Below are 13,590 nucleotides of genomic sequence, written 5' to 3' on the forward strand. Positions count from 1 at the left end.
AAAAGCCCCGGCCTTGGCCGGGGTTTTCTATTTCGCGGTTGCATCTATAGCGAGCTACTGTATAAACCGCCCCATATAAACCGCGCCATCAAGCAAGAGGATCCCGGACGTGGAAGAAATCATCGAACAACTGCGTGAAGCCAACGAACCGGTACCGGTCCCCTTGGAGTTGCCCGACGAAGATCAGATCGTGGAAATCGAAGAACAACTGTTCATCGACATCCCGTTTGTCTTCAGAGAATTTTTGCTGACCGTCAGCGATGTGGTCTACGGTAGCCTGGAGCCGGTGACCGTCACCGACCCGCAATCCCACACCTACCTGCCGGACGTTGCCGCCAACGCCTGGGACGCAGGGGTTGATCGCAGCATGATCCCGATCTGCCAGGACGGCGACGACTACTACCTGGTCGAAGAAGACGGCACCGTGGTGCTGTGGCAAGCCGAAGAAGAGCTGATTGCCGAAGAAACCTGGGAATCGGTCTGGCACTGGGCGCGGGACGTCTGGCTGGAAAGCTGATTCGCCCGGAGCCCCCCCGCCGGTCAATGCCCTGACGACTCCTTATGGTTGTCCAGGGTTTCCAGCAGCGCCACCTGCATCCGCGTGTGCACGCGGATGAACCAGCGCCAGAGCAGCGCTGCCACGGCGGCGGTGACCACAGCGATCAGCACCAGCAACTTGTTGGTCGGCAGAATACTGGCCGACAAGGCTGCCAACAGCAGGAAGATCACCAACAGCGAGAGAATCGGGATCACTTCGGCGATCACCCGACGTACTCGCTGCGTGTGACGGCCGGCCATCTCCGGCTTCACGCCCATCTCCGCCAACAGCATCGACAGAGCCTTGAGCTTGCGATAAGCGGCGATCAGGAATGGCAACGACAACAGCAACGCCCCACCCCAGATCAACGCTTTCTGCCAACTCGGCTCGTTGATCCAGGCTTGCAGATAAGTGGACATGCGCTCGGCGAAAAACGCGCCCGAGAAGAAAATCGCGATCACCAGCGCCAGATTGACCCCGACCTGCAACAGAATCCGCCGGATCATCGACGCCAGCAGCGCACCCTCGCCCTGGGGCTGAATGCTGCGCAGCCATTCTCCGTACATCCCCAGCACACGGCTCAGACGCTGCGGCATAACTGCCGCGAGCTTGATCGACAGTGGATCAGCGGCGCGGATCAGGTACGGCGTCAGCAGCGTGGTAATCACCGACACCGCCACCGCCACCGGATAGAGAAAGTTGCTGGTGACCTGCAAGGTCATGCCCAGCGCGGCGATGATGAAGGAGAATTCGCCAATCTGCGAAAGGCCCATCCCGACCCGCAGTGAGGTGCGTCCATCATTACCAGCGATAAAAGCGCCGAGGCCGCAGGACAACATCTTGCCGAGCACCACCGCCACGGTAATCACCGCGATCGGCCAGGCGTATTGCAGCAGGATCATCGGATCGAGCATCAGGCCGATGGCCACAAAGAAAATGGCGCTAAACAAGTCGCGAACGGGCTCGATCAGGCGCTCGATCTTCAGCAACTGCCGGGATTCGGCCATGATCGCGCCAATCAGGAAGGCGCCAAGGACCATGCTGTATTCGAGCTTGACCACCAGCAGACAGAAGCCGAAACACAGGCCCAGCACGGTGATCAACAGCATCTCGTTGCTTTCGAATTTAGCCACGTATGCCAGCAACCGTGGCACCAGCAGGATGCCGATGACCAGCGCGACGATCATGAACAGCGAAAGCTTGCCGACTGTGGAGAACACTTCGCCGGAACTGACCGTGCCGCTGACCGCGATGCTCGACAGCAAGGCGATGATGCCGATGCCGAGAATGTCTTCGACGATCAGCACACCGAAGATCAACTGGGCGAAGCGCTCGTTCTTCATCTTCAGGTCGTTGAGGGCCTTGACGATAATGGTGGTCGAGGAAATCGCCAGGATCGCCCCGAGGAACAACGAATCCATGGTGTTCCAGTCGAACCAGCGGCCGATTTCGTAGCCGATCCAGATCATCAGCACGATTTCCAGGAACGCCGCGATAAACGCCGTGGCCCCGACCTTGAACAGCTTGCGCAGGCTGAACTCCAGGCCCAGGCAAAACATCAGGAAAATTACCCCCAGTTCAGCCAGGGTTTTGATCGTTTCTTCATCGTGGATCAGGCCGAACGGCGGCGTGTGTGGGCCGATAATGAAACCGGCGACGATATAGCCGAGGACCACCGGTTGCTTGAAGCGATGGAAGAGCACGGTCACCACGCCCGCAACCAACATGATCACTGCCAAATCCTGGATGAAACTGATGGCATGCATGGTATGGGGCTCCTTGAAATCGACTTCCCGGAGCGTAACACCGCGACTTCCGGCAGAAAGGCGGTGCAATATATGGAAACAGATCGATCCGGCGTGACGACAGCCAGTTGCCCGGCGTCCCGATAACGTTGGTTTTGAAAAGCCGACCACGCACCCGCAGAGGTGCGCTCCCGAAATCCTGCCTTGACCCGTGAGAACGCTATGGAACCCGGAAACGCCCAACTGTCGATGACGGTATTGATGACTCCCGACATGGCCAACTTCTCTGGCAATGTCCACGGCGGCACCCTGCTCAAATACCTCGACGAAGTGGCTTACGCCTGCGCCAGCCGTTATGCCGGCCGCTACGTGGTGACCTTGTCAGTGGATCAGGTGATTTTCCGCGAGCCGATTCATGTCGGTGAACTGGTGACCTTCCTGGCGTCGGTCAACTACACCGGCAACACCTCGATGGAGGTGGGCATCAAGGTAGTGACCGAGAACATCCGCGAGCGCTCGGTGCGCCACACCAACAGTTGTTTCTTCACCATGGTCGCGGTGGATGACCAGCGCAAACCGGCCGCCGTGCCGCCGCTGCAACCGCAGAACAGTGAAGACAAACGCCGTTTCATCCAGGCCCAGCAGCGCCGGCAGATTCGTCAGGAATTGGAAAAGCGCTATCAGGAGATCAAGGGCGACGCCTGAGCTGTTTGATCTTTAGATCGCTTTCGCGGGCAAGCCTTGCTCCTACGGATTTGAGTCGTACACGCACTATGCGTACGACTCGGACCTGTAGGAGCGAGGCTTGCCCGCGAAGCTTTTAAAGACTGATCGGAGTCGCTTCAAACCGCACCCGAGGATGCGCAATCCGGTCCTGCGCCCGCACCAGTTCCAGCTCATAGCTTGCGCAAGCCTGGGTTTCCAGCAGCACTTCATGCACGGCGGCTGCGGTGAATTCAAACGCCGCCACCAGGCTGTCACCCAGCAGCACACGGGCCAGAAACAACCCGGACGTCAGGTCGCCAACGCCCACCGGCTGACGCGGAAACGCCAACAATGGCCGACGCAGGTGCCAGCTCTCGTTAGCGGTCACCAACAACATCTCGAACACCTCTTCAGGTTTGCCGGGATAGTCCAGGTGCTTGACCAAAACCGCTTTCGGCCCACGTGCCAACAGCGCTCGCGCCATGGCCAGGCAATCGAACAGCGACTGCGGCTTGCGTCCCGAGAAACTGTCCAGCTCCAGTTGGTTCGGGCACATGAAGTCCGCCACGGCGGCGGCTTCCTCCAGCAGGAAGTCGCTGACCTCGGCGGGCACGCTGCAACCCTTCTCCGGGTGGCCCATTACCGGGTCGCACAGGTACAGCGCCTTGGGGTTGACCGATTTGATCCGCGCCACACCCGTAAGAATTGCCCGGCCCTGGGCCGCACTGCCGAGGTAGCCGGACAGCACCGCATCGCAGTTGCCCAATTCACCAATCGCGGCGATCCCTTCCACCAGCTCGGGAATCTGATGCGGCGGCAATATTTCACCCGCCCACTGCCCGTATTGCGTGTGGTTGGAGAATTGCACCGTGTTGAGCGGCCAGACATTCACCCCGACCCGCTGCATCGGGAAAACCGCGGCGCTGTTGCCAGCGTGGCCGAACACCACGTGGGACTGGATGGCGAGCAGATGGGGCGTACGTTTCATGCGGTGAGTTTTCCGTAAAACGATTGAAATTCAAGCCGCGCAGTATGCGACTAAACGCAGCCTGTACGACAGGCCGGCGACGCAGTTAAGCTGGCACTATCTTGTTGGAGCACTTTGTTGATGCTGACCCTTGGAAATATCTTCGTGCTAATGCTGCTGGCCACCGGCGGCGCATGGCTGTGGCATAACCACGGCTTGCGCGAGCGTGCGCTGGAACGGGTCAAGCAGCATTGCGCCAAACTCGAAATCGAGTTGCTCGACGGCAACGTGGCGCTGAAAAAAATCGGTTTTATCAAAGATGCCAACGGCCGTCGACGGTTGGCGCGTGTGTATAACTTCGAATTCACCGTGACTGGCGAAACCCGCCACACCGGGACCATCACTCAATTCGGTGCGCATAGTGCACAGATTGAGCTGGCGCCCTACCCGATGCCGTTTGACGACACGCCGCCGGTGGTTGAGGTGGCGAAGCCCCGTGGTGAAGTGATTGAGATGAGCCAGTGGCGGCAGGAACACACCAAGTGGCGACCTTGAAGGGTGATGCCGTCCGTTAGAACCATTCGCGAGCAAGCCCGCTCCCACAGTTGATCTTCAGCGCACGCGCATTTCGTGTACTACGTAGATTCCCTGTGGGAGCGGGCTTGCTCGCGAAGACGGCCTCAAACACCGCGCAAATATCGGCACCTGGCTAAACCATTCTGCAGCTCATCGACATCCTGCGGCTCACTGAAGATCAGCTCAATCCGCGAATCTTGCCGCCATTCGCTCGGCTGCCAATTCAGCACCGAGTTATCCACAGCATTCGCTGAAACCCAACCCTCGCTACTGTGGATAACCAACTTCGCACGGCGCCAGGCAAGGCTTTCCAGCCATCGGCCAACGAGCACCGCATCGAATGTCTGGCTCGGGTGCCAGCGCCAGCCAATGCTCCAGCCGCCCTCCTGTTCCTGACTCAAGCAAATCGGAAACGCCGGATCAGTCCAAATGGCCGGCATCTGCGCCAACCCCTTGGGCGCGACGAAGTTATCCACACCAGCGACTGCCTGATTCGCAAGCCCCGGTAATTCGTTCAGGGGCAAAACCGCTTGCTGCGTCCAATACAAAGGACGTGTCGGCAACTGTTCGATGATTCGCTGACGATCAGCGTCATTTAGGTCTTCCGACTTGTTCATCAGCAACAAACCCGCGCTATTCAACGCTTCCTGTTGCGCCGCCGGCAGCGGTTTCCCGGCCGCTAGCGCCTGAGCATCCAGCACCAGGACACACGGCTGCACCGCCAGAACACCCATCCACGGCGCCTCACTCAATTGCCGCAGCAACTGCGCCGGATGCCCGAGCCCGGAGGGTTCGATAAACAGCCGATCCGGCCGCGCCTTGCGCAGCAACCGCCCGAGGCCAATCTGAAACGGCGCACCATTGACGCAACACAAACAGCCTCCGGCCACTTCCCCCAGTGCGATACCATCGGCGTCCTGGGTCAGCAGCGCAGCGTCGAGGCCGATCTGGCCGAACTCGTTGATCAGCACCGCCCAGCGCTCGGTCGTCGGCCGCTGCGCCAGCAGGTGCTTGATCAGACTGGTCTTGCCGGCACCCAACGGGCCGGCAATGACGTGAGTGGGGATGTTCTGCAACATGGTCGAAGGTTTCTGAGGAGGTAGAGGATGCGGTTGATGGGATTGTCGTTGCTGTTGGCGCTGACGTCGGGCGAAGTGCTGGCCCAGGCGTGCGTGGTTCACAGTCAGGCAGAACGACTCGACGTGAAGGTCTGCCAGCAGAACCGCAACATCCCGGAAAAATTGTTCGCCGACGGTTTTTGCCAGCCGAACCTTCCCGGTCAGAAAGTCGAAGTGCAGTACGTCGACCAATGCCCCACCGGCGCCTTCGGCGTGTGCAGCAACGCCCAAGTCGCCAATATGCCTTACCGCCAGGATATTCACTATTACGGCGTGGCCACCGATGCGGCGTATTTGAAGCCGTTTTGCGAGGCTCAAAGCCAGGGCAACTGGCTCAACCCCTAGCTCAGCCAGTCGAGAGTCAGGATTAACCGACGCTCCCCCGGCGCCGGTTGCGGCGAGCGATGGATCAGGCCGAACCCTTCGTTGCCGTGCCACTTTTCTCCTTTGAGCAACGCCACATCGCCGCTTCTGACTTGCTGGATTAGCGACTGCGGTTCTGCGTCCGGATTGCCCAGTTGCCGGCGATCCATCGCCCCTTCCTTCAGCCACTGGCTGCCGATGCCGGCGTAGGTGGTGATCAGCCGCACCGGCACGTGATCGACATGAAAGCGCGGGCACATCGCTGTGTCCAATACCCGCAGGCGCAAGCCGACATGCCGGGCGCCGAGCAAACAGGCGAAGGCGCTGACCAGCCAGGAAACGTCGGCGATGAAGCCTTCGTAGCCTTCGAGATCGCTGAAGCTTGAGGCCAACCCGTTGAGGTTGGGCTCGGCGTCTTCGTTGGCGATTTCCAGTGATAGCGACTCGGCCAGCGGTTCGTTCAGGGACAGTAACAGGCTGGCGAAATCGGCGATGTGCAGCGGGAGTTCGCGCTGCCACACGGCGAGATTGGCGTCGTCGTGGAGGATTTTTGTCAGGACTTTCGGGTTGGCTCCGTGGTGCTGACGCGGTGTCCGGGCGGACGCTTTCGCGAGCAAGCCCGCGCCCACAGGGGTGAGTGTGAGCATCAGGCGGCCTCTTCGTGCCAGGAGCCGAACGGGTCTGGCAGCAGGCGCCAGCCTTCGATGCCTTGGGCCATTTCATCGTCCGTCAGCAGGCAGTTGTCGAGTTCGGCGGTGAGTTGCGCGAAGTCGATGTTCTGGCCGATGAACACCAGTTCCTGACGGCAATCGCCCGTATCCGCGGTCCAGTTTTCCATGATCCCGGCGGTGCTTTCTTCATCCTGCGGCCATTGGGTTTTCGGCACGAAACGCCACCAGCGCCCAGCAAACCCATGACGCATCAAACCGCCGGCCTGGGACCAACTGCCGGCATCCATGTGCTTGCTGGCCAGCCAGAAAAAGCCCTTGGAGCGCAGCAGTTTGCCGTTCACCCAGGGGCGGTCGATGAAGCTGAAAAAGCGCTGCGGATGGAACGGTCGGCGTGCGCGATAGGCCGTGGAGGCGATGCCATATTCTTCGGTTTCCGGCACGTGCTCACCGCGTAGTTCCTGCAACCAGCCTGGCGCCTGGGCGGCTTTTTCGAAGTCGAAACGGCCGGTGTTGAGGATCTTTTCCAGCGGGATTTCGCCCATGACCATCGGGATAATTTCCGCTTGGGCATTGAGCCGTTCGAGGATCGCGATCAGCTCCTGGCGTTCGTGGCTGCTGATCAGGTCAATCTTGCTGATCAGGATCACGTCGGCGAATTCGATCTGCTCGATCAGCAGGTCGGTGATCGAACGCTCGTCCTCTTCGCCCAGGGTTTCGCCACGGGACGCGAGGCTTTCGGCAGCCTGGTAGTCGAGCAGGAAGTTCATGCCATCGACCACGGTGACCATGGTATCGAGCCGGGCGATGTCGGCCAGGCTCTGGCCTTCTTCGTCGCGGAAGGTGAAGGTCTCCGCCACGGGCAGCGGCTCGGAAATGCCGGTGGATTCGATCAACAGATAATCGAAACGACCGTCTTTGGCGAGCTTGCTGACCTCTTCCAACAAGTCTTCGCGCAACGTACAGCAAATGCAGCCGTTGCTCATTTCCACGAGTTTCTCTTCGGCTCGGTTCAGGCTGACATCGCGCTGGACTTCGCTGCCATCGATGTTGATCTCACTCATATCGTTGACGATTACGGCGACACGCAGATTGTCGCGATTACGTAGTACGTAATTGAGCAACGTACTCTTGCCGGCGCCGAGAAAGCCCGACAGGACGGTCACGGGGAGACGATTGGGCATCAGGTATTCCTCACAGGATGTGGCCGGTCAAATCGCCGTTGATGGCGTTCGCGCAGCTCTTCACGTTCTTGGGGCACAAGGGCGAGCGTGTTCTAATGTTATAGTATAACAACACAAATAAACCACTCCCCTCTTGTTCTCCAACACAAAGGACCTGATGCTTGGGCCCGTTCGCTCCTTGAGAAACGCCATGGGAAACGTCCTGAAGTTTTCGCTGTTGAGTCTGTCGTTATTGATCGCCGTCGATGCCTGGGGACAAATCCCGAACCTGGCCAAATGCACCCGCAGCGCCAATCTGCTCGCGTGTGTCGACCCTGACGGTAATGCCTACAGCGTCAACACCGTCGGCAGCACGCTCTATCTGCGGGGCTTTGAAGTGGCCGGTAAACGCTATTGGGCGCAGACCAGCAGCCGCTACGGGCAACTGACATTTTTCACCGGTCTCGCCTCCGATGGCGAAGCTTGGGTCGGCTACAGTCGTCGCGTTGGCTGGACCACCATCAATCGGTTTTCCAGCTCTGGCGGTAGCAGTGGCAAGTTCACCTGTAGCCGGATCACCGGCTGCTAGGCTTGGGCTTTTTTCTGATCCTGCTGCCAGGCGACATAGCTGTTGAGCGGCGGATTTTTCTGGAAATAGCGCTGCAACCCCTCGAATAAACCATCCGCCACCGCCTGCTGATGTCGCGCCGTCACCAGTCGCTGACTGTCGCGGGCATTGGAGATGAAGCCGGTTTCTACCAGGATTGACGGCACATCCGGCGACTTCAGCACCGCAAATCCGGCCTGTTCCACGCGTTTCTGATGCAGCGTGGTGATGCCCGCCAGGCTGCCGAGCACCGTGCTGCCCAGTTGCAGGCTGGCGGCGATGGTCGCATTCATCGACATGTCGAGAATCACCCCGGCGAGCATCGGGTCCTTGTCCTTGAGATTGAGCAGGCTGGTGGCACCCAGCAAGTCCGCGCCGTTCTCCCGCTGCGCCATAAACCTGGCCGTGGCCGAGGTTGCGCCGCCTTCGGACAGGCAATACACCGACGCGCCAGACGCGGTGAGCCGTGGCGCGGCATCGGCGTGCACCGAGATGAACATGTCGGCGTTGTGCTTGCGGGCGATCTCCACGCGTTTGCGCAGCGGGACGAAGAAATCATCGTTGCGCACCAGTTTCACGTCGTAGCCTTTCTCGCGCTTCAGTCGTTTCGCCAGTAACTGGGCGATCGACAGCACCACGTCTTTTTCCCGCTCACCTTTGGCGCCAACCGCGCCCGGGTCTTTGCCGCCGTGGCCGGGATCGACCACTACGATGATGTCGCGCTTGGGGTGGGCCTTGTCGGTAGTCGTTTCACGCAGTGGCGCAGCGGCGATTTGAAGTGGAACAGCGGTCTTCATATCGAGCACCAACCGATGACCCTGCCCGTCCTGCGGCGGCAACTGAAAACTATTGAGCTGCACCGGTTCGCTGAGGTCGAGGACGATCCGCGTGTCGCCATGCCCGTAATGCCCGGAGCGAATTGAGCGAATCACCGTGTTGCTCAGCGCCAACTGACTGAAATCCCCACTGAGGTTCGCGCCACTCAGATCGATAATCAGCCGCTCAGGCGCGCTCAGGGAAAACGTCTTGAATTGCACCGGCCCGCTCAGATCGAACACCAGCCGCAACTTGTCATCCGAACGCCAGAGCCGGGCGTTGCGAATCTGCGTGGCCGAAACACTAAAGGGTAAAGCGAAGGCCGCGCTGGCCAGAATCAGGTTGAGCAAGTGACGTCTGTGCATGGTGAAAGCCCGCTCGTGAAAAAGGCATCGTCGATTTGAATGTAATAATATAACATGCCAAATCAACTCCCACGATGGACCTGCTCATGAATGCGCTGACTCTGCCGGATATCGCCGCGCAGGCCTCACGCCAAGCCCTGCCACTCGAGTGGGTGGGCATGTGCGGCATTGCTCTTCCTGTGTTTTTCGATGGTCAGCGACTGAGTGCCAAGGCTGATGCCGGCGTAAGTCTTGACGATGGTGAAGCGCGCGGCATTCATATGTCGCGGCTATATCTGGCGCTGGAAGTGCTTGAACGGGAAAACCTCACGCCGGAATTACTGCGCAGCGTCTTGCAGCGCTTTCTCGACAGCCACGAAGGATTGTCCTGCGACGCGTTCCTGAAAATTCATCTCGATTTATTGCTCAAACGACCAGCACTTGTTAGCCCATTGGCTGGCTGGAAAACCTATCCGGCGAGCATCGAAGCGCGATTGAAAAACGATATGTTCCACGTGGAACTAAAAATCGACGTGCCTTATTCCTCTACTTGCCCGTGTTCCGCAGCGTTGTCGCGACAACTTATCCAGCAGCAATTCGTCGATGATTTCGCCAACAAGGCACTGCAACACGCCGATGTTTTGGCTTGGCTGGGTTCGACAAAAGGCATCGTCGCAACACCTCACAGTCAACGCAGCACCGCGCATTTACAGCTTCGTTTGGACGACTATCTCGATGACTTGCCGCTGATCGCCGTCATCAACGATGCCGAAGCTGCCCTCGGCACCGCTGTGCAGACGGCGGTAAAACGTGCCGACGAACAAGCCTTCGCCCTGGCCAATGGTCAGAACCTGATGTTCTGTGAAGACGCCGCGCGACGCCTCAACCTGGCCCTCAAACGCTCCCCCGGCATCAACGCTTTCCACATACGAGTCGTGCACGCCGAGAGCCTTCACGCTCACGATGCAGTCGCCGAAAGTCGCCATAACTGGGAGGCCGTATGATCCGCTGCCAATCCCTACGCTGGGGCGCACCCGGCCAACCCCTCACACCCGCCGTAGATTTCGAGCTACCGGAGGGCAGCCTGACCGGCGTCATCGGCGCCAATGGCTCGGGCAAAAGCAGCCTGCTGAAAGTCATCGCAGGCCTGCAAAAACCACTGGCCGGCAAAATCGTGCTGGATGTTCCACGCAAGGGCGGCCTCTCGTTTCTGCCCCAGCAACAACACCTGGACCGACAATTCCCTATCAGCCTTCAAGAGCTGGTGGCCGCCGGATTCTGGGGCAGCAAGCAATCACCTGAAGCCCGCAGCCAAAAACTCAAAGCCGTGCTGGAAGACTGGTGCCTGTCAGGCCTGGAACATCGCCCATTGATGGCCCTCTCCGGCGGCGAATTACAGCGCGCCCTACTTGCCCGCTTGAGCCTCGCCGAAGCCCCTTTGCTGTTGCTCGACGAACCGCATGCGGCCCTCGATGAACTCGGCCAGGAACTGCTCTGGAAACACATTCACGCCTGGCACGCTGAAGGTAGAACCCTGGTCGTCGTGTGCCACGACCTGGCCGCCGTTCGCCAACACATCCCACACACCCTGCTGATCAAAAGCAGCGGCTGCACACTCGGCCCGAGCACCGAACTGATTCGCCAACAACCGCAAACGCAGGTGGCCTGATGATCGCCGCCGCACAGCTTTGGCAGCCGTTCCACGAGTTTGTATTCATGCGCCGGGCGCTGCTCGGCGGCCTGGTGCTCGCGTGCAGCACCGCCCCACTTGGCGTGTTTCTGATCCTGCGCCGCATGAGTCTGATCGGCGATGCAGTCGCCCATGGCATCTTGCCCGGCGCTGCATTGGGTTTCTGGTTCGCCGGTCTGAGCCTCCCCGCGTTGACCATCGGCGGCCTCGGCGCGGGCCTGAGCATGGCCGGTCTGGCTGCATGGATCACCCGTCGTACCGGTCTGCGAGAAGACGCCAGCCTCGCCGCGATTTATCCAATCTCCCTGGCCAGTGGCGTGCTGATCCTTGGCATCGCTGGCAAACGCCTGGACCTCCTGCACCTGCTATTCGGCTCGGCATTGGCGGTCGACGGGCCGACGCTCACCGGCATGCTTTGGGTCTCCGGTTTCAGCCTGATCGCCATGGCGCTGATCTACAAACCACTGTTGCTGGACACCCTCGACCCGCTGTTCCTGCAAACCGTCAGCCGTCTCGGGCCACTCGCCCACGGCGTATTCCTGACCCTAGTGGTGCTGAATCTGGTGATCGGTTTCCAGGCCATCGGCGCGCTGATGGTGGTCGGTCTGATGATGTTGCCGGCTGCTGCGTCACGCTTCTGGAGCCGTCGCTTGCCGGTGCTGATGGCCATCGCCGCCGCGCTCGGCTGCCTCTCGGTGTGGTTCGGTTTACTGCTGTCGTTCTATTACTCGCTGCCCAGCGGCCCGGCCATCGTGCTGGTGGCTGGCGGTTTGTATCTACTGTCCGTGGTGTTCGGTCCGGTGCACGGCTTGTTGCGCCGCCCGCCTTTGCTCACATCCCAATGAGGTGTTTCCCGATGCGCGCTTTACTCGTGCTGTTCAGTTTGATGCTGTCGATGTCCGTGACTGCCGCTGAAAAACTCCAGGTGGTCACCAGTTTCAGCATCCTCGCCGACATGACTCATCAGGTCGGCGGCGAGCATATCCAGATCACTAACATGGTCGGCCCGGACGCCGATGCCCACACCTACGAGCCGACCCCGGACGATGCCAAAGCCTTGCTCAAGGCCAAGCTCATCATCAAGAACGGCCTCGGCTTCGAACCCTGGCTGGATCGCCTGGTGACCAGCACCGAAACCAAAGCGCCGGTGATCAGTGCCAGCCACGGTGTGATTCCGCGTTCGCTGGATGAAGACGGCGAAACCGTTCCCGACCCGCACGCCTGGCACAACCTGGCGAACACCGAGTTGTACATCGCCAACATCACCAAAGCGCTGATCGCCGCCGACCCCGCGAACAAGGCCGACTACCAGCGCAACAGCCAGGCTTACCTGAAGCAGATCTACGCCCTGCTCGCCGAAGCCAAGGCCAAGCTCGGTTCTCTGCCGCCGGGTAACCGCAAGATCGTCACCTCCCATGACGCGTTCGGCTATCTCGGCCAGGCCTACGGCATCGACTTCATGGCGCCGCAAGGTCTGTCGACTGAACGCGAACCGTCCGCTGCGGAAGTAGCGGCGCTGATCACTCAGATTCGCCAGGCGAAAGTCAAAGCGGTATTCATGGAAAACATCAAGGACGCCCGCCTGCTCAAACAGATCGCCGATGAAAGCGGTGCGCACATTGGCGGCACGTTGTACTCCGATGCACTCGCTGCAACCGGGCCGGCCAGCACCTTCGCCGGGTTGTTCGAATACAACCTCAACACCCTGTACGACGCGTTGAGCAAACCATGATCCGAAAGAATCCCTCAGGTAATTTGCCGGTGATCGCGGAGTCCGCTTACGTGGATAAAACCGCGATCATCTGCGGCAAAGTGGTGATCGGCGAGAACGTCTTCGTCGGTCCCTACGCAGTGATTCGCGCCGACGAAGTCGATGCCTCGGGCGAGATGGAGCCGATCACCATCGGCGCCAACTCGAACATCCAGGACGGCGTGGTGATCCATTCCAAGTCCGGCGCGGCGGTGACCATCGGCGAGTTCAGTTCCATCGCCCACCGCTCCATCGTTCACGGTCCCTGCACCGTCGGCGACCGGGTGTTCATCGGCTTCAACAGTGTGCTGTTCAACTGCTCGGTGGGTAACGGCTGCGTGGTACGGCACAACTCGGTAGTCGACGGCCGGGACTTGCCCGAAGCCTTCTACGTGCCGTCCACTACGCGTATCGGCCCCGGCACCGACCTGTCGCAGTTCCCGCCGGTGAGCGTCAGCGCCTCGGAGTTTTCCGAGGACGTGGCGCGCACCAACGTCGATCTGGTGCGCGGCTACAAAGCCCTGCAGAACGAGTTCTGAC

16 protein-coding genes are annotated in these 13,590 nt (G+C 59.9%); 10 read left to right on the forward strand and 6 right to left on the reverse strand.

The features are described from left to right. Nucleotides 1–109: 109 nt before the first annotated feature. A complete protein-coding gene (locus BK667_RS10675) occupies nt 110–517 on the forward strand; it encodes an SMI1/KNR4 family protein (RefSeq protein ID WP_007943369.1) in 408 nt (135 codons plus the stop codon). 23 nt (nt 518–540) lie between these two features. Here the strand turns inward: BK667_RS10675 and BK667_RS10680 are convergent, their stop codons facing one another. Continuing rightward, the gene (locus tag BK667_RS10680) at nt 541–2,304 is read right to left on the reverse strand and encodes a cation:proton antiporter (RefSeq protein ID WP_123597558.1); all 1,764 of its coding nucleotides are present in this window, start codon (nt 2,302–2,304) and stop codon (nt 541–543) included. A 201-nt stretch (nt 2,305–2,505) separates the two neighbouring features. On the opposite strand from BK667_RS10680, the gene BK667_RS10685 reads away from it, so the two are divergent. Next, on the forward strand, nt 2,506–2,988 hold the full coding sequence (locus BK667_RS10685; RefSeq protein WP_094469908.1) for an acyl-CoA thioesterase: 483 nt from the start codon (nt 2,506–2,508) through the stop codon (nt 2,986–2,988). Nucleotides 2,989–3,103: 115 nt separating this feature from the next. On the opposite strand, the gene pdxY is transcribed toward BK667_RS10685, so the two are convergent. Beyond that, on the reverse strand, nt 3,104–3,976 hold the full coding sequence (gene pdxY, locus BK667_RS10690) for a pyridoxal kinase PdxY (RefSeq protein WP_123515609.1): 873 nt from the start codon (nt 3,974–3,976) through the stop codon (nt 3,104–3,106). 120 nt (nt 3,977–4,096) lie between these two features. Between pdxY and BK667_RS10695 the strand changes: the two genes are divergently transcribed. Beyond that, complete coding sequence (locus tag BK667_RS10695) at nt 4,097–4,510, forward strand: DUF3301 domain-containing protein (protein WP_123515607.1); 414 nt, start codon at nt 4,097–4,099, stop codon at nt 4,508–4,510. Between the two features lie 125 nt (nt 4,511–4,635). Here the strand turns inward: BK667_RS10695 and BK667_RS10700 are convergent, their stop codons facing one another. Continuing rightward, nucleotides 4,636–5,610 (reverse strand): CobW family GTP-binding protein, encoded by a 975-nt coding sequence (locus BK667_RS10700; RefSeq protein ID WP_123597559.1) that lies wholly within the window; start codon nt 5,608–5,610, stop codon nt 4,636–4,638. Between the two features lie 27 nt (nt 5,611–5,637). Between BK667_RS10700 and BK667_RS10705 the strand changes: the two genes are divergently transcribed. After that, complete coding sequence (locus tag BK667_RS10705; RefSeq protein WP_123597560.1) at nt 5,638–5,994, forward strand: NADH:ubiquinone oxidoreductase; 357 nt, start codon at nt 5,638–5,640, stop codon at nt 5,992–5,994. On the opposite strand, the gene BK667_RS10710 is transcribed toward BK667_RS10705, so the two are convergent. Both BK667_RS10710 and zigA read right to left on the reverse strand, forming a co-directional pair. Then, on the reverse strand, nt 5,991–6,659 hold the full coding sequence (locus tag BK667_RS10710) for a DUF1826 domain-containing protein (protein WP_123597561.1): 669 nt from the start codon (nt 6,657–6,659) through the stop codon (nt 5,991–5,993). The two genes, BK667_RS10705 and BK667_RS10710, sit on opposite strands and share 4 nt — an antisense overlap. Continuing rightward, nucleotides 6,659–7,864, reverse strand: a complete 1,206-nt coding sequence (zigA, locus tag BK667_RS10715; RefSeq protein ID WP_123515599.1) for a zinc metallochaperone GTPase ZigA — start codon at nt 7,862–7,864, stop codon at nt 6,659–6,661. The genes BK667_RS10710 and zigA overlap by 1 nt, the downstream gene beginning before the upstream one ends. Before the next feature lie 190 nt (nt 7,865–8,054). On the opposite strand from zigA, the gene BK667_RS10720 reads away from it, so the two are divergent. Further along, nucleotides 8,055–8,432 (forward strand): glutamine synthetase, encoded by a 378-nt coding sequence (locus tag BK667_RS10720; RefSeq protein WP_123597562.1) that lies wholly within the window; start codon nt 8,055–8,057, stop codon nt 8,430–8,432. Here the strand turns inward: BK667_RS10720 and BK667_RS10725 are convergent. Then, complete coding sequence (locus BK667_RS10725) at nt 8,429–9,631, reverse strand: N-acetylmuramoyl-L-alanine amidase (RefSeq protein ID WP_123597563.1); 1,203 nt, start codon at nt 9,629–9,631, stop codon at nt 8,429–8,431. The genes BK667_RS10720 and BK667_RS10725 overlap by 4 nt on opposite strands. Before the next feature lie 86 nt (nt 9,632–9,717). Between BK667_RS10725 and folE2 the strand changes: the two genes are divergently transcribed. Genes folE2 through BK667_RS10750 form a run of 5 tightly spaced genes read left to right on the forward strand, consistent with a single transcriptional unit; the run spans nt 9,718 to nt 13,589 of the window. Further along, entirely contained in the window at nt 9,718–10,614 is an 897-nt protein-coding gene (gene folE2, locus BK667_RS10730; RefSeq protein WP_123597564.1) for a GTP cyclohydrolase FolE2, read from the forward strand. Beyond that, nucleotides 10,611–11,279, forward strand: coding sequence for a metal ABC transporter ATP-binding protein (locus BK667_RS10735; protein WP_123515591.1), 669 nt, complete (start codon nt 10,611–10,613; stop codon nt 11,277–11,279). Before folE2 ends, BK667_RS10735 begins: the two co-directional genes overlap by 4 nt. Continuing rightward, nucleotides 11,279–12,145: a metal ABC transporter permease gene (locus tag BK667_RS10740; RefSeq protein WP_123515589.1), complete on the forward strand. Its 867-nt coding sequence runs from the start codon at nt 11,279–11,281 to the stop codon at nt 12,143–12,145. The genes BK667_RS10735 and BK667_RS10740 overlap by 1 nt, the downstream gene beginning before the upstream one ends. An 11-nt stretch (nt 12,146–12,156) precedes the next feature. Beyond that, a complete protein-coding gene (locus BK667_RS10745) occupies nt 12,157–13,032 on the forward strand; it encodes a metal ABC transporter substrate-binding protein (RefSeq protein ID WP_123515587.1) in 876 nt (291 codons plus the stop codon). Next, nucleotides 13,029–13,589, forward strand: coding sequence for a gamma carbonic anhydrase family protein (locus BK667_RS10750; protein ID WP_123597565.1), 561 nt, complete (start codon nt 13,029–13,031; stop codon nt 13,587–13,589). Before BK667_RS10745 ends, BK667_RS10750 begins: the two co-directional genes overlap by 4 nt. The last annotated feature ends 1 nt before the right edge of the window (nt 13,590 follow it).

This window comes from Pseudomonas frederiksbergensis (assembly GCF_003732705.1).
GTDB lineage: Bacteria > Pseudomonadota > Gammaproteobacteria > Pseudomonadales > Pseudomonadaceae > Aquipseudomonas > Aquipseudomonas frederiksbergensis_F.